At 61.2% G+C, this 14,813-nt stretch carries 12 protein-coding genes, 1 tRNA gene and 1 pseudogene; 9 read left to right on the top strand and 5 right to left on the bottom strand.

Going from position 1 to position 14,813, the window contains the following annotated elements:
• Nucleotides 1-614 precede the first annotated feature (614 nt).
• The 9 genes and pseudogenes from J5J06_06455 to J5J06_06415 all read left to right on the top strand — a co-directional run bounded on the left by J5J06_06455 (nucleotide 615) and on the right by J5J06_06415 (nucleotide 7,615).
• A complete protein-coding gene (locus J5J06_06455; GenBank protein MCO6436712.1) occupies nucleotides 615-1,397 on the top strand; it encodes a DUF3800 domain-containing protein in 783 nt (260 codons plus the stop codon).
• Nucleotides 1,398-1,714: 317 nt separating this feature from the next.
• Entirely contained in the window at nucleotides 1,715-2,470 is a 756-nt protein-coding gene (locus J5J06_06450; GenBank protein MCO6436711.1) for a hypothetical protein, read from the top strand.
• Between the two features lie 62 nt (nucleotides 2,471-2,532).
• The gene (locus J5J06_06445) at nucleotides 2,533-2,748 is read left to right on the top strand and encodes a hypothetical protein (GenBank protein ID MCO6436710.1); all 216 of its coding nucleotides are present in this window, start codon (nucleotides 2,533-2,535) and stop codon (nucleotides 2,746-2,748) included.
• Nucleotides 2,738-2,947, top strand: a complete 210-nt coding sequence (locus tag J5J06_06440; protein ID MCO6436709.1) for a helix-turn-helix domain-containing protein — start codon at nucleotides 2,738-2,740, stop codon at nucleotides 2,945-2,947. The genes J5J06_06445 and J5J06_06440 overlap by 11 nt, the downstream gene beginning before the upstream one ends.
• Before the next feature lie 55 nt (nucleotides 2,948-3,002).
• On the top strand, nucleotides 3,003-4,049 hold the full coding sequence (locus tag J5J06_06435) for a hypothetical protein (GenBank protein MCO6436708.1): 1,047 nt from the start codon (nucleotides 3,003-3,005) through the stop codon (nucleotides 4,047-4,049).
• 11 nt (nucleotides 4,050-4,060) lie between these two features.
• The gene (locus J5J06_06430; protein MCO6436707.1) at nucleotides 4,061-5,743 is read left to right on the top strand and encodes a DUF3987 domain-containing protein; all 1,683 of its coding nucleotides are present in this window, start codon (nucleotides 4,061-4,063) and stop codon (nucleotides 5,741-5,743) included.
• Between the two features lie 273 nt (nucleotides 5,744-6,016).
• Nucleotides 6,017-6,238 (top strand): helix-turn-helix transcriptional regulator, encoded by a 222-nt coding sequence (locus tag J5J06_06425; GenBank protein ID MCO6436706.1) that lies wholly within the window; start codon nucleotides 6,017-6,019, stop codon nucleotides 6,236-6,238.
• A 77-nt stretch (nucleotides 6,239-6,315) separates the two neighbouring features.
• Entirely contained in the window at nucleotides 6,316-7,074 is a 759-nt protein-coding gene (locus J5J06_06420; protein ID MCO6436705.1) for a hypothetical protein, read from the top strand.
• A 76-nt stretch (nucleotides 7,075-7,150) separates the two neighbouring features.
• A pseudogene (locus J5J06_06415) lies at nucleotides 7,151-7,615 on the top strand (site-specific integrase).
• Between the two features lie 366 nt (nucleotides 7,616-7,981).
• Here the strand turns inward: J5J06_06415 and J5J06_06410 are convergent.
• The 5 genes from J5J06_06410 to J5J06_06390 form a co-directional block, all read right to left on the bottom strand.
• Entirely contained in the window at nucleotides 7,982-8,380 is a 399-nt protein-coding gene (locus tag J5J06_06410; GenBank protein ID MCO6436704.1) for a hypothetical protein, read from the bottom strand.
• A gap of 157 nt (nucleotides 8,381-8,537) precedes the next feature.
• Nucleotides 8,538-8,611 (bottom strand) — tRNA-Cys (locus J5J06_06405).
• Nucleotides 8,612-8,990: 379 nt separating this feature from the next.
• The gene (locus J5J06_06400) at nucleotides 8,991-13,415 is read right to left on the bottom strand and encodes a PD40 domain-containing protein (GenBank protein MCO6436703.1); all 4,425 of its coding nucleotides are present in this window, start codon (nucleotides 13,413-13,415) and stop codon (nucleotides 8,991-8,993) included.
• On the bottom strand, nucleotides 13,412-13,825 hold the full coding sequence (locus tag J5J06_06395) for a biopolymer transporter ExbD (GenBank protein ID MCO6436702.1): 414 nt from the start codon (nucleotides 13,823-13,825) through the stop codon (nucleotides 13,412-13,414). The genes J5J06_06400 and J5J06_06395 overlap by 4 nt, the downstream gene beginning before the upstream one ends.
• 51 nt (nucleotides 13,826-13,876) lie before the next feature.
• Nucleotides 13,877-14,794, bottom strand: coding sequence for a MotA/TolQ/ExbB proton channel family protein (locus J5J06_06390; protein MCO6436701.1), 918 nt, complete (start codon nucleotides 14,792-14,794; stop codon nucleotides 13,877-13,879).
• Between the last annotated feature and the right edge of the window lie 19 nt (nucleotides 14,795-14,813).

Here is a 14,813-nt window from a genome sequence, read left to right as displayed (position 1 = left end):
GATCGAGGAAACAGGCGGCGGTGGGATTCGAACCCACGAATAACGGATTTGCAATCCGTCCCGACGAATCCGTAACCCCTAGTAATGACAAGCAGTTAGAGAATTCGGCGGACCCGCGCATGCCAAATACATGCCAAGGCGGCGAGAATTCACAGCTCTCGGACCCCGATCTTGAAGCCCTGATCCGGGCGTGGCCGACGCTGCCCGAAGCCGTCCGCGCGGGAATCGTGGCAATGATCGGTGCTTGTCGAAGGCCCCTTGTATCGTGAGTGCGGGTTGCTTCCTTTGAGGAGCAACAACTTCAGCCCGGCGAAACCGCGATCCTGGTGACGTTACTATGATGCATGCTCGTTCCGCTGGAATCATCGGGAAATGACAGACGCTGGAGCGAACGGGATCGGCGCCGGAATGAGGGGCGCGGCAGCGCATGGCGGCGACGGGGCGCCGACGCAAACGCGGGTGGGATTGAGCCCCATGCGATTCAAGTGTACGTAGGCGATCGGCATTACGATTCTCGCCCTACGCTATTCTCGGAATTGCGGCTCAACGGGCAGCTACTAAACTGTTTGACCGAGGGAGTAAGAATTCACAGGACTTTTTGGGCGGATTGCGCAGTGGGGCGGTTTCGCATCTACGTCGATGAATCAGGCACACACGCCGAACAGTGGTTCATCATCGGCATGTTGTTTGTTCCCGATCACGGCACGCTTCATTCTGCGTTGGTTAAGGTAAAGGAAAAACACAAGTACTACAACCAAGGGCGCGGGAATAATCGGCTGAAAGAGAGCCATCTAAATAAATTCCGAAACTGGCGCGATCTCGAAGTCGCCAAAGAGTGGATTAACGTCTTTATTCAACAGACTTGCTATTTCCGAGCGGTTGTCATTGACTGGACGATTTGGAATCCAAAGCACTTCGGCGATCCATTCGAACCTGAAGCACTCAAGCGAAAACGGGCGTACAAGAAGTGGGCTGAAATGTTGCTTCACCCTGAGCTTAAGAACCCGCGATTGGGCGTAGGTATTTATCATGCTGAATTATTCTTGGATCGAGTGCAGGTGTTGGCGGGATACGACATCCTCGGTCAATTGCAGGAGAGATTCACGGCGAATTACCGAGGGGAGTCGCCTTACATCGATCGATTTGAACTTATAGACTCATGGCGGGATGCGAGCCAGTGCCTGCAACTCTGCGACCTCTTAACAGGATGCATCTATCAATCGCTGGTTCCTGCCAAGTCCAAATACAAGCTTGGCGCTAAGCATCACTTAGCCGAGAGTTTGCGGCCTGTCGGTGTCCAGCAATTTACGGCGGGATTCTGGAAGGGTTTCGCCAAGGAAACGCTTAGCAAGAGACTTCCGAAGTTCAGTGCTTGGTTCTGGAAGCCCAGCGACTAGCGGGCAGGCGTAGCGGTGCCCCATAATGCACGAAGCCTGGATGGGCTGGTTGTCAACGGCGATCGGGCAAAGCCCGAACCCTCGTTCCAGCGCTCCAGACTTCATGGCTATTCAATTATACGGGAAAATGGTCCGACGAGTGTAGTTTCCGGCGTAGAATAATGTAAACTACTGCAAAACAAGCAGATATGAATCCGATTCTAGTTGGCCGACTATCGGAGTAGGCCCTCGACGGGGGGTCGCAGCTCCGCCCGACGTGATCCCCTCACGCTGTCCGAGGCCACTCGGGCGGGGCATTCCGCAACAAGGACAGCAACGTGGACGATCTTGAATCCCGAATCCTGTACGCCCTGCGGTTTATTCAAGTTGACGGACTCACCATCGACGCCAATCCACCGAGACGGTTGACGCTGAGAATCGGCGTGCCGCGTTGGCTGCTCTACGTTTGGGTGCGGCGGCGCGACGAGGGCCCCGATTTCGACCGTCTTTTTGACCGAGCCCTGAAAGCGATTGAAGCCGATGGGTACGTAGTGATAAGCCGATCGCCCTCGATGCTGCCCGTGGGTGATCTATGGGCAAAGCGGCCCGATGGACTCGACGTATTTATCTCCGTCAACATCGATGCTCGGCTTGCCCGGGCTTTCGTCGGCACCCGTGAGGGCACGGGACTCCGCAATGCGGTCGAGGCGTGCGAGCAGTGGTTCGAGGATGGAATCAAATTGTGGCGGCTCACGCCCGAAGGCTCGCGGCTGGCGGCAGGCAATGATATAGGCACGCTAACAGAAAAATCGTTCGAGGCTCTCTGCGAGCTTTTGCCAGAGGACATCTACATTCTCAAACGACTTCGAGACGCAAACGGCATTGCGTTGTGCGTGACCGGACAGCCAGTGGTCGGAGTGTGCTTGGCCGATCCGAATAATCCTTCGGCACCGAAAGAAAAGACGATCGGCAAGCGGCTACGGTACTTGAGCGAGAAAGGCCTTGCTCAGCTCTTCGATAAGGAACATCCCCGCAAAGGCTGGGTTATTACAACTCTTGGACGTGAAGCACTAGCTCGCGTTGTCGGCAATTGATTGCCGACTGATTACCGGCTAATTGCCTTAATCCCCGCAGACGCTCCCGGAAAATGGGGGGCATGAACGAAACGCATCCCCCCCGACTCTTACCCCTGGGCAACATGGCTCGGCGGCTTCGCGTGACAGCAACCTGGCTCCGAGCTGAAGCCGAAGCCGGACGGCTCCCGGCACTCCGTGCCGACAAACGCTTTCTCTTTGTTCCCGAGCTTGTCGAAGCCGTGCTGGCAGAGCGCGCCGCGGCTCGCCCCGGAGGGACGGTGCCGGATGCCGAATGACGCTCCCAAACCGCACGCCGACGGACTCGAACCGCTCATTTCGACGCGACGGCTCCGGGAGCTGCTCGACGTGAGCGATCGGCGGCTTCGCACGCTTCGCGCGGCGGGAAAGCTTCCCCCGGTAGACGCAAGGCTCGGCAAGGCTTTGCGGTGGAAGGCGAGCACGATACGAGCGTGGATTGAATCGCTGGAATCGTGACCAAAAAAATGCCCGCGACCAGTGGCGACCGGAGCGCGGGCGGCGAGTAAGACGCATGAACAATACGCTTGCAATCGCCAATCTTCAAGTCCTCAAGGGTAGTCGTTTTGCCAGTGCCAAGCGTGGCGAGAAGCGATGCCCGATCGAGCTGCCGGATGATCCCGCCGAGCGACGGGAGATTATCGAAGCGGCTCTCCTGGGCGAGCCCTTTACAGTGACGTTTTCCCCCGAGGGCTGCGAGCCTTGGCGGGAACGAGTGCCCAAGCTTCAGCTCGCGGCCTACTGCCCGAACGCTGACGGGCTCGTGTTCTGGCTCGGCATCGATCTCGATGGGCTTTCGCACGGGTGCGGCGGCTTGTGGAGCCCGACTCGTGCAGTGCGGTGCATTGCATCGGCGGCCGAAACCCTCGGGCTCTATCCCGCGTGCGTGTTTGCTCGCAGTGCATCGGGGGAGGGCTGGCACGTTTTCGTGATGCTCCCCTATCCGGTGATGCTCGCCGAGGGCGTGCTCGGCGTGAGTGCCCTTGTAGCGGCGGCCTACGATCTCGCTGGCCAAGACTTCGAGGACAGCGGCGGTGAGCATCCCCATGCGTTTCAGAATGGGCACCTACGAATCACGGAGCCCGGCACGGCTGGCGGCGTGGAGTTATTCCCATTGAGCGACTCCCGCCCGAGGCTGGGCTGGGCTCTGGCGATCCCGACACAAGCTCGATGCCCGTTCAGCGGCAAGCGGATCGAGCTGACTGCACTTCCCCAATGCTCACCCGAAGCGTGGCGGCGACTTATCGACGAAACCCGAGCATCGATCCCCCCCGAGGCTGCGAAGCCCAAGCGGGTGGCTCCGCGATGGCGTGGGCGTGACGGCAGCGATCCGTTCGAACGGCTGCCCCAACGGGTGCGGGATTTTCTCGCCCGGGGGGCGGCCGAGGGCTCCCGTGATAGCGAGTTATTCGTGGCGGCGTGCTCGATGCTCGGATTCGGCATCGACGGCCCCGACGTGGAAGCGGCAATTCTCGAAGCGGCTGGACGCTGCACGCCCCCCGTCGATGAGCGGACGGCACGGGCAAAGGTGCGATCGGCACTAAGGACGGTGCGAGTGTGAGAGCTGGTGAAGTGACAAGACGACTCCTCGACGCCCGAGCGGGCGGCAACGGTGCCCTCACCAAAAACCCCACCCGCCTCGACGAAACCCCAAGCGACGATACCAAGAGCGGGGGTTTCGGATATGTCGAGGCGGTAAGTGATCCGGATTTTGAGTGGCAAGCTCTCCCCGAGGATGCTCTCCCCGTGGGGCTGCGGGAGATCGTGCAGCATGGGGCAAAGGCCCTCGGTGTCGATCCGGCTCTTGTTGCCCTCCCTGGGCTGGCTGTGCTCGCAACGTGCATCGGAACAACGCGGGCATTGCTCCTACAGAGATCGTGGATCGCTTATTCGATCTTGTGGGCTGCGACGGTGCTACGGAGTGGGGGGCGGAAAAGCCCAGCTCAGGAGCTGGTGCTCGATCCCCTGTCGAGACTCCAGCTTGGGCGGTTGCGGGAATACGAGCTTGCCCTCGAACGGTACGAAGCCGACTCCCTGCAATACAAGACGGCCCTGGGCGATTGGGGAAAGGGCAAGCCCGGTGCTCGTGGTGAACCCCCGGCAAAACCTGAGGAGCCGATCCCGATCCGGTATTTGACGAGCGACACGACGATTGAAGCCCTTGCATGGCTCCTGCAATCGAACCGTCGAGGAGTTGGCGTATTCAATGATGAGCTTGCCGGTTTCCTCAAGTCGTTTGATGCCTACAAGAGCAAGGGCGGCGGTGATGCTGCTCGATGGCTGGAGCTTCATCGGGCGGGCACGCTGGTAGTTGATAGAAAGCATGGAAATCCCAAGACGATATACGTGCCCCGGGCAGCGGTAACGATCGCGGGCACGGTGCAACCCGGCACACTGCAACGGCTCCTGACGCCCGAGTATTTCGAGAATGGGCTCGCTGCTCGGTTCATATTCGCTGCTCCCCCCGAGAAGCCCCGTCGATACGTCGAGGCTGATATCCCCAAGCACGCGCAAGAGCGATACACGGAGCTACTGAGACGACTGCTCGCACTCGATCACCAAGCAGATGAACAAGGGGAGCTTGGCCCGAAGTTAATCCGACTCTCCCCCGAGGCGAAAGCCCTATGGGTTGCATGGGTTGATGAGATCGGAGCCCGTATCGATGCTGCCCTTGATGATGACGTGAAGGCGTTTCTCTCCAAGGCCGAGGAGCTTCCTGCCCGCCTGGCTCTCATCGATCACTGCACGCGAATCGTAAGCAGCCCTGATATTCCCGAGGACGTGCTCGAAGCCGACTCCATGCGACGGGGTATTGATATTGCTCGATGGGCATCGCTGGCAACGCTCAACGTATACGCTGGATTGCGGGAGCCTGAAGGTAAGCGTGAGGGGCGTAAGCTCCTGACTTGGGTGCAGGCGCACGGGGGAAAGTGTACTGCCCGCGATGTAGTCCGTGGTGTATGGCGATATCGAGGCGATCCCCAAGGGGCAAAGCTGGCCCTCGACGCCCTGGTAAATGATGGACTCGGGCAATGGGATTGGTCCAGCGGCCCGGGGCGTCCGACGGCTGTATTTCGGATAACGCTCCCGCATCGACACAGCGAAACTCCGAATGACGGCCCCGAGAGTGAGGGTTTCGTCGAGAGCACAGCGGGAAATGAGACGATCGGCACAACGGCATGGGAGCCCTTGGACGTGCTGCCCGAGGAGTGTACGGGCGCCGATCCCCCGTCGGATTACGAATCGGGTAACTAGTCCCAGCGGGGGGGCACCGAGAATATCTGCGGCTTTCGGCCCCCGGACCGTTTGACCCGGCGCGCGCGCGCCCCCGCAATTAAAGACATTAGAAGTGGTGTGTCAAAATCGGACGGGGGCGGGCCAAATCTCTGTAAACTGGCGGATCAACGACCGTGTCGCCAAGCGCAGAGAAAAACTCACGGATTAACGAGAAATGGCTATTGCGCCGTGGCCCCGTAGTCGTGGCTTCTCAGATTGACGGACTATCCGACCAAGGATATCATGCGATTCGTGCAAGGAACTGAACAACTCATCGAATTAGCTCGCCAAGCGTTTCACGAGACGGGATGGAGCATCAAGCGGCTTTCGCGTGAATCGGGCGTGAGCTACGCGATGGCTCACGGATTCGTCAGCGGCACCCGGGAGCAGACGCTTTCGACGTTGGTTCGGATTCTCAACGGGCTCGGCTACGATCTCACCATTCGGAAGCAGAAATCCAAGCTGCGGCCGTAGCTCCCCGTAATTGAGGACGCATCGTGAATCGAAAAGAAATCATATTGCCGGTGGGAATCACGGGGGCGATCGGCCTTGTGGTCGGCTTCTGCATCGGATTCTCTCTTGTACAGGGGCGCGCGCGGGAGCGTGCCAATCAGTGCGAGACTCGATTCGAGCAGACAACGACTGAACTGAAACAGTGCGTTTCCGCTCGTGACCAAACGCAAGCGCAGCTCCAGAGCTGTACTGTCTCGCTTGACGGACTTCGGGATTGTGGGACAGCTCGCGACGAGTGCGCGCACGAACTCGTCGCCACAAGAGAAGAAAACTCGACGCTGAAACGGCGGGCGAGCAGCCTTGAGTCTGAAGTTGCTAAGACGCGGGAAAGCTATCGGCGACAAATGAACAACCTTGAATCTGAGCTGCACGAGACTCAAGCGCGCCAGTTAGCTGAAACGGTGAATCTCGATTCCGACCTGAAGAAACTCGCGATAACTGGCTCTCGCCTTCATTTGTTTCGGATACTTGAAGCAACCGTGGCGCGCAAAAGCGGTGCGCTATTCAACGAAGCAGTGTTTGATATCAAAGCACAGAACGCCACTGGCAGAGTTATTTCTAGAGTGGATTACCGCCTCGCAGTGACGAGCCCCGGTCGAACGCTTCCTTGGTGCGAGGGCGAATTCACGTACGAGATTCCCGGCGGCGTTGAACTTGACGAGACTGTCGAATGGCATCTAAGCGCGGGCATTTTCTCCGATTGGGATTTGAAAATCCCCTTCGACAAGCGAGACGATCTCAAGGTTGAGTACACCGTGCGGAGACTCTACGACGCGAGGGGCGGCCTTGTGTGGTAGCTGGCGAAAAAGAGAGACAGACGTGTGAGTGGTCGCTTTTCGTTGCAAATGCCCGAGGAATCAATAGGGGAAGATCATGGCGCGAATCTTTAAGCCGACATTTCGCGGGCGACGATCGCCGCAATGGTGGGGGGAATACTTCGACCCTGACAGCGGGAAGCGGATGCGCGTGTCCCTGCGGACTTCGGACCGTTCGGCGGCCGAGCTGCTCCTGGGCGAGCTGCAACGCAAGCAGGCCCGAACGGCTGTCGGTCTGACTGATCGCTACGAAGCCCACAAGAATCGACCCCTGCGCGAGCACTTGGCGGACTGGCGAAACGGGCTGCTCGCCAAGGGACGCACGCGACAGCATGCCGACCTTTCGCACAACCGGGCAGCGCGCTTGCTCGACGGCTGCAGCTTCAAGCGATGGGCGGACCTTTCCCCGTCCCGCGTGACCGAATTCCTCGGGGAGCTGCGCCGCGATGGGCTGTCGGCGGCTTCGGTCAACTATCACGCGGTCGCGGTCAAGGGGTTTCTAAACTGGCTCGTGAGAGACGGCCGGGCGCCCGAGAATCCCCTGCTGTGCCTGTCGGCTCTGGACGTGAAAACCGACCGGCGCCACGACCGGCGGACCCTGACGGCGGATGAATCCGCTCGGCTGCTCAAGGCGGCAGAGAGCGGACCGCAGTCTTTCGACATGGCGGGCGCCGACCGGGCGATGCTCTACCGGCTGGCTCTTGAAACCGGCCTGCGGGCAAACGAGCTGCGCTCCCTGACGTGGCGATCTTTCGACCTGGACGCCGATACCCCGACGGTGACCGTCGAAGCGGCCTACGCCAAGAATCGCCGACGTGACGCAATCCCCCTGCGAGAGGACACGGCGGACGCGATCGCCGCGTGGCGCGGCCCGGTCGAAGCCCTGGACCTATCCGGCGCGGTGTTCCCGAATCTGACCCGCAACACGGCGGACATGATTCGGGCGGACTTGCGGACCGCGAAGGCGCGGTGGATTCGAGAGACGCGGGACCGGACGCAGCGGCGAAAGCGGCGGGACGATGATTGTCTGGCGATCCGCGACGGCTCCGGCCGCGTGGCAGACTTTCACGCTCTGCGGCACACGTTCATTTCGTCCCTTGCCCGAGGGGGTGTGCATCCGAAGATTGCCCAACAGCTCGCCCGGCATTCGACAATCACGCTGACGATGGACCGCTACACGCACACCGTGCTGCCCGACTTGGCTTCGGCGCTGGCCGTGCTCCCCGCGTTCGGGGGCAAGCCGGAGCAACAGCGGCAGCGGGCAACCGGCACCGATGGAAAAGCGCATGCCGCGCGCATGCCAAATGCAGGCCAAAAGCGAAGCATTCACAGGGTAAGCGGTGCCGCACGCGAGGGCAGAGACGGGCAAGCGGCGAAACCGGAAAGTGCTCGTTTTTCCCGCAGAAAACAGCGTATTTCGCGTGATGGAAGGGGATCGAGGAAACAGGCGGCGGTGGGATTCGAACCCACGAATAACGGATTTGCAATCCGTCCCCTTGGTCCACTTGGGTACGCCGCCGCGGTACGAGCCGTCCTTTTTTGGCCCCTCGGCAACATCCAGTCGTGCCGATCGGCCGACCGAAGAGGGGCATCGTAGCTGCGCGGGTCCCGCCCGACAAGTCTCTTTCCAAGCCGGCTGCTGGACCGAGGTTCTCGGAATTGCGGCCTTGAATCGGGCGGCGGCGGGGGCGTACACATGCCGATCCGCCGCCGACCCGAAAAGAGTAGGCCCGGGCGGCCAATCGCTCTGGCTGCTCGGCTGCTGATGGCGCCGTCCGATTCAGGACGCCCCAGCGGGCAGAACCGGTTGGTTGTCCCCAGCAGTGGGCCGAGGCCCCTACCGAAGCTCCCTGGCGATCCGAAGCCGATTAGCTTCCCGTTGGCCCCGTCGTTAACGGTCAGCGCGAGAGCCGGATCTGGAGATTGACGAACTCGAAATCGTCCACGTCGCCGGGACGTCCGCCCGCGCGGATGGTGAGCGTGTTTTCGCCTTCGCGGAGAATGCCCGGATCAAAATCCGTGCCGAACGAGCCGAAGCTTCCGTCGGACGGGGCGTCATCGAGATACTCCTCGAGCAGGATGTCGTTGATATACAACCTGTGGGGATATTGGACGCCCTTGGCCAGCAGTCGAAGTTCCGCGGCGGTGAATCGTGGTGGCAGTTGATCGGCTGAAATTCGGAATGTCGTCTCAAAGATCGCTCCCTCGGCCTTCTTCTGGAATTGGCTGTTGATCCTTCCGTCGAAGCGGTTGTCGCCGAGATGGTGCAGCTCCGGTTCCGGTTCGATAGAGACGACGCTTTCACGCTCCCGCTCCAGTTCGAAGTCGACCACGACTCCGTCCTGGAAGCTCCGTCCGGGATTGAGCAGTGGTGCGGACGACGCATTGACGCTCAGCGGCGTGTATCCTTCCAGCGTGGCCGTGAGCGCGAAGTAGGGTGGAAGCTCGGGCGTAAACAACTGATAGTGGCCTGTTCCGTCCGTTCGAACGACGACAGCCGGGCGATCCGGCAGATCCAGTCGTACCGACGCTGAAGGCAACGGCTGTCCGTCTTCGGCCGAAACTACCCGTCCCTGAACGATTCCAATGGCGTCTTCGGGAACATCCGGTACATCGCCGGTTTCAACACGAATGGGGTATCGCCACGGCGTTTGGAGAATGAGCACGCAAAGCGCGGTCTGATAAACGCGCCCGCCAGTCTGTGACCACTGGCCGATCGGGTCCCAACTGCCTCGCGCTGGACCTTGTTTCCGCTGATTCTCGATGAGCTCGCGCGTGGCGGCGCTGATCCATTGTAGGGGTCCTTCTCCAGAGTGTTGTTGCAGGGCCATGGACGCGAAATACCAGAGGTAGGTGTTGGGCTCGCGCTTCCAGTCAGGCGGCTCGTGCATGATCAGCGATGCCGAGGCGCGCATCAACGGTTCATCCGGTCGTCGGCCGAGTAGCTGCTGCGTGAACAGTGCTTCAGCCGTCATGGCGGTTGTGAGGCCGCGGTCGGGTTGGAAGCCGTACTCTCCCGGCTGCGTTCGCGACGAAACACGCGAAAGCCATTGTGCGGCACGGTCGAGAGATTCGGGAGCGGGATTAACGCCCGCGGTCTGCGCGACACTCAGTGCATGAACGACCCAGCCCAGCACGGCCGTGTCGGGAGGCTCTCCCTCCTTTGCGGACCAACCTGCTTCGCTGCTGCGAGAACTGCTTTCCAGGAATCGAACCGCACCCTCCAACGGGTTCCGCAGCGCCGGATCGCCGGTCATCGCCAACGCCTCTCCCAGGGCCAGTGTTGCGAGCGCGTGGCTGTAGAGTGATTCGTCGGCCCCAAATTCGCCTTCCTGCGATTGTTGCACGAGCAGCCAGTCGAGGGAGCGCGCCAGCATCCGGCGGAATGGCCCCGGGCGAAGGTGGTCGTGGCCGGCTGCCTGAAAGGATAGGATCGACATCGAAGTCAACGCCACGTTCGTATCGACGGTTGCCTCTCCGCCGCACCTTCCGCAGTTGGCGTCGAACGTCCGCCCGTCCCAGTGGCCGTCTCGACTCTGGTGGTCCGCGAGCCAGCGCAGGGCCATGGCGGTGGCGTCCTCGACCTTGCTTTGACCATCGTTGCCCATCGCGCGATTGCGCTCTTCCGCCCGGCGCATTGGCCAAGGACTGTTGTACGGCTGCGTTTCCAGCTCTACGGAGAATTCCGCCAATGCGGGGAGGACATCTGGATCCAGAGAGAGCGCGACCGGCGAAAGAGTGTTTGGATTGTTACTCGGCCGAGGCTTCGCCTCGGTAGGCGGTTGCGCAATGGCAATCCGGTCGCGAGCGTTTTCGTATTCGGGGTTGCCCAGTGGCGCTATCGGTTCGATCTCGATCAATTCGAACTGCGCAGGCGCGCTTGAGACGGGCAGATCGGCGCGAAGCGGATCGGCCGATCTCGTGAAGGTGGGGGGCGCGGCGTTGTCCGTCGTCTCGTCTCGCCTTGTTATCGGCGCCGAATTAGGCAGTGCCAGGGTCAGTGCGGCGTCGGATGATGGCATGGCGGGGGGCACCTCGTGCATTGGAGGAGCGAAGGCCGTCGGCGATTTCGGCGGCTGCGAGTCGTGCGCCGGTTCCAGGTTCAGGGTCGTTGGTTTCGACTCCGGCTGCCATGAAGCCGGCGCCGGCTCCACCCGCACCGTGTCTGAAGCCGAGAGCGCCGTGGAGACATGCGCGGCTCTCGGAGGCAGCGCTGCACCGAGTAACTCGGCGGCCGACACGTCCAGTGTGGCCGTTTCTGGTGAACGGATCGGCCGCGGTTCCGTCAAAGGCATGGTGATATCAGGCCATTCCATCAGCGTCTGTTGCAAGGAAGGCAGAGTGACTCGTCGCGGCGACGGACGCCCTTCTTGGGGGGAGGTTTCGATCTGCGCAGGAATAATGGCCGCGAATTTCTCTCCATCATGAGTATCGGAAATTCGCGGCGCGAGACGTTCCGGGTCGATCGTTTGCAGCGTGAATTCCGTCGTCCCCGCAATGACCGGAAAGTCTGGCAATCTGGGTTCCGAGGCGGAAACGTTCGGTTGATCGGGCGGCCGTTCCTCCTCCAAACGAATGGGCACTGCGGTCTCGGGCAGCGCGAGACTCCCTCTGATCGGCACGGGGGTGATGTCCACGGAGAGGTCGGGAGTGAATGAGGTCGATCGAGGCTCGAACGCCGGTGCCTCGCGAAGCTCCTCCAACGGAACCACGTCTCGAGGGGCCTTGATCGGAGTGAAAGCCGAAGAGACCTCGGCCAACTCGGAAAGCACGTCCTTCCGCAGAACCGGCGTTTCTGAACGAACCTCGTTCAGTTCCGGCAGCGCGGCAGCCAGTTCCTCGACAACGCGCCCGCGTATCTGTTTCGCCAGATCCTGACCCTTTGCCGGTGCGGCCAGGGCCACCTGCACGCCGCCACCTGCCCGAGGAGGACCGAGAATCGAAGCGGTCACATGCCAGATGCTTAACAAGAACAGCAGCAGCAAGTGCAGCGCAAGCGAAGCCAGGAGGCATCGTGCCAGCAGGCTCAACTTGCGGGCGCGCAGGTCGCGGGCCAGCGCAAGCAACGCCAGGAGGAGCAACAGCGCAAGGAGCGTCCAAAGCAGTCCTGTGCCGAGGTTCCACAGGAATGCCGCCCAGTCGAACTCACGTCTGTAGGTCCGTGTGTCGAGGAAAACCTCTCGGGAGACGGTGTTGTAGAGTCGGTAAGGTGGCGCCGCGGTCGTGTCGTTGGCGGTATCGGTGCGCGACGTGCCATCCGCGACGGCACCGCCCATCAAGTGTGCTGGTCGATCGGAGCTGAACAGCAGGGCGAATCCGTCCATGCCCAGAGCCGGATCGAGATCATTCGCGATGCTGTTGACCGCCGGTCCGAGGTTCTCCGCTGAAAGATGTTCACCACTCAGCCGTCGCGTTCGATAGAGATCGAATGCGCCGCTTCCTCCAGGTCGATCGGACGCGAAATAGAGAAAATCGCCAGACGGGGTGACGGCCGGCGACCCTTCGTTGTATGGGGTGTTCAGAGCCGCAAGCGGCCTGGCGGTTTGGACTCCGGCGTCGCCGATTGCCGCCACGTATAGATCGTAGGTTCGATGGAATAGGTCTTCGCGGACGGTGCCCGGCCAGGCGCCCGGATCGGGCTGCGCCGTATCGCTTGGCTGGGGCCGATTGGAAGCGAAGTACAGCGCGTCGCCCGAAGCGGTCAGCGCCGGAACGTATTCGTTAAACGGCGAATTGACCGCCGGACCGAGGTTCATCGGCTCGCCAAAGCGGACCCGATCTCCTTCCCCTTCCAGACGTTGCGCGACCCAGAGATCGTATCCGCCGAATCCGCCAAGGCGATTGCTGTAGAAGTACAGTTGCCGGCCGTCGTGGGACGGCTGCGGTCCGAGATCGTCATCCGGCGTGTTGATGCCTTCGAGTGGCTGGGGGTCGACCCAGCCGTCAAGGGTTCGCCGGGCGACATAAATGTCAGCGTTATCGCCAGCTTTTCCACGCACAAAGAACAGCGTCGATCCGTCGGCACTGATTCGTGGCTCATACAATTCCGAGCCTAGTTCACTGAGCTCCGCAACCATCTTCGGAGGTTGCCAGAGGACGTCACGCACGCGCGCGACGTCGCTGTCCTCCCGAATGGTGTCGGCGTCGGTGTAAAAGGCCTCGTGCAGTGGCCAGAAAGCGTAGGCCAGAACCCCGACTGTGGTTCCGCCGAGCGTCGCTGCAAGGAGGATCAGGCCCACCAGCCACGGCGAGCGCCGCCGGCCCGTTCCCCCCGGCGACAAGCCCGGGCCGTCTCCACGGTCAAGCGGTAGGGAACCGTTCATTCCACCAATACCGTATCGAGATAGGGTTCGCGAATGCCGCCGCCCTTGCAGACATCGAGCACGCGTACAATGTTCGCGTAGGCGGTGCGCCGGTCGCCGCGGACGGTCACTTTCTGCTCCGGATTGCCCGCGACGGCGTTCTCGATCATGGACTTTAATTCGCCCGGTTCGACGGTCCGCCCCGTGATGATGATCCGACCCTCCTCATCGACGTTGATGACCAGTTCGCGCAGCAGTGAGCTCATCGGCGCCGCGTGGCTGGCCTGGGGTAAGGCGACCTGCATTTCCCGCTCTGTCTGGTGAAAGGTGGTTGCCACCAGAAAGAAGATGAGCAGCAGGAAGACCATGTCGATCATGGGCGTGATTTCGATGTGTGCGCCCGTTTCGTCGGATGGCGCCTTGATGAGCATGATTGGTTCCCCTCTTCGGGCCGCCGTTGACTGCCGCGCATGGTCCCCAACTCAGGCGGACGCGGTCTCTTCGGACTCGATTTCCTCCGCCGCATGTTTGCCGTTGTCGTGGCTCGTGACGCGAGGTGCGGATCGCGATGTACGCACATCTCCCCCTCGAACAGTCATGAATTCCCCGGCAGGGAGAACGTATTCTTCGATGAACGTCAGCGTCATGCGGTCCATTTCCGCTACGAGATACTCGATCCGCGCCGAAAGCCAGTGGAATCCGATCAACGCGGGGATCGCCACGAGGAGCCCCGCCGCGGTAGTGATCAGCGCTTCGTAGATTCCCGAGGCGAGCATCTCCGTTTTGCCCAGAGCGTCGGCGGATGTGGCGACGGTCTGGAACGCCTTGATCATGCCGAAAAGCGTACCCAGCAGGCCCATGAGCGGGGAGATTGCGGCGATGACGGCGAGAATGCGCAGGTACTTACGGAGTTTGAACACTTCGCGTTCGCCCGCCTCCTGCACGTGCCGTTCGAGAAGCTCCACGGGTTCACCGAGGCGTTTGACGGCCGTGGCAAAGATGTGTGCCACGGGGCTGTTATCGCGATTGCAGTAATCAACGGCCTCGCCGCGGCGCTCCAATCCCTGGTCCAGAATGCGGCGCAGTCCCGGTTCGAATCCTCGCGGGATAATGCGCTTTCGTCTCAGGCTTGCCCAACGCTCCACGATAACGGCGAGGGCAATGAGGGAGCAGAGACCGATGGGGATCATCATGATCCCCCCGCGCTGCACGAAATCGAATACCGAGTTGATCTTCGCGGTGCCCGCAGATGCCTCGTGGGGAAGTCCGCCGTCCGGTGTTGTTGAGATCTTGATTTGCTCCGCCTGCCGGGGCTCGTTGGCCGGGGCCGTCGTCGGATTGGCCGGCATCTGCCCCAGGACGATCATCCAGACTGCGATCAACTTCGTTAATGCCAGCATGTCATCGTCCTCCCTCGTT

The organism is Phycisphaerae bacterium, assembly GCA_024102815.1.
Lineage (GTDB): Bacteria > Planctomycetota > Phycisphaerae > UBA1845 > UBA1845 > JAGFJJ01.
The sequence above is the reverse complement of the archived record's forward strand: the minus strand, read 5'-3'. Positions and strand labels throughout refer to the sequence as shown.

Coding starts and splice junctions, on each gene's coding strand:
- J5J06_06445 (MCO6436710.1), top strand. CDS start 2,533: ATGAACGAAACGCATCCCCCCCGACTCTTACCCCTGGGCAACATGGCT.
- J5J06_06440 (MCO6436709.1), top strand. CDS start 2,738: ATGCCGAATGACGCTCCCAAACCGCACGCCGACGGACTCGAACCGCTC.
- J5J06_06435 (MCO6436708.1), top strand. CDS start 3,003: ATGAACAATACGCTTGCAATCGCCAATCTTCAAGTCCTCAAGGGTAGT.
- J5J06_06410 (MCO6436704.1), bottom strand. CDS start 8,380: ATGCGCTTTTCCATCGGTGCCGGTTGCCCGCTGCCGCTGTTGCTCCGG.
- J5J06_06400 (MCO6436703.1), bottom strand. CDS start 13,415: ATGAACGGTTCCCTACCGCTTGACCGTGGAGACGGCCCGGGCTTGTCG.
- J5J06_06395 (MCO6436702.1), bottom strand. CDS start 13,825: ATGCTCATCAAGGCGCCATCCGACGAAACGGGCGCACACATCGAAATC.
- J5J06_06390 (MCO6436701.1), bottom strand. CDS start 14,794: ATGCTGGCATTAACGAAGTTGATCGCAGTCTGGATGATCGTCCTGGGG.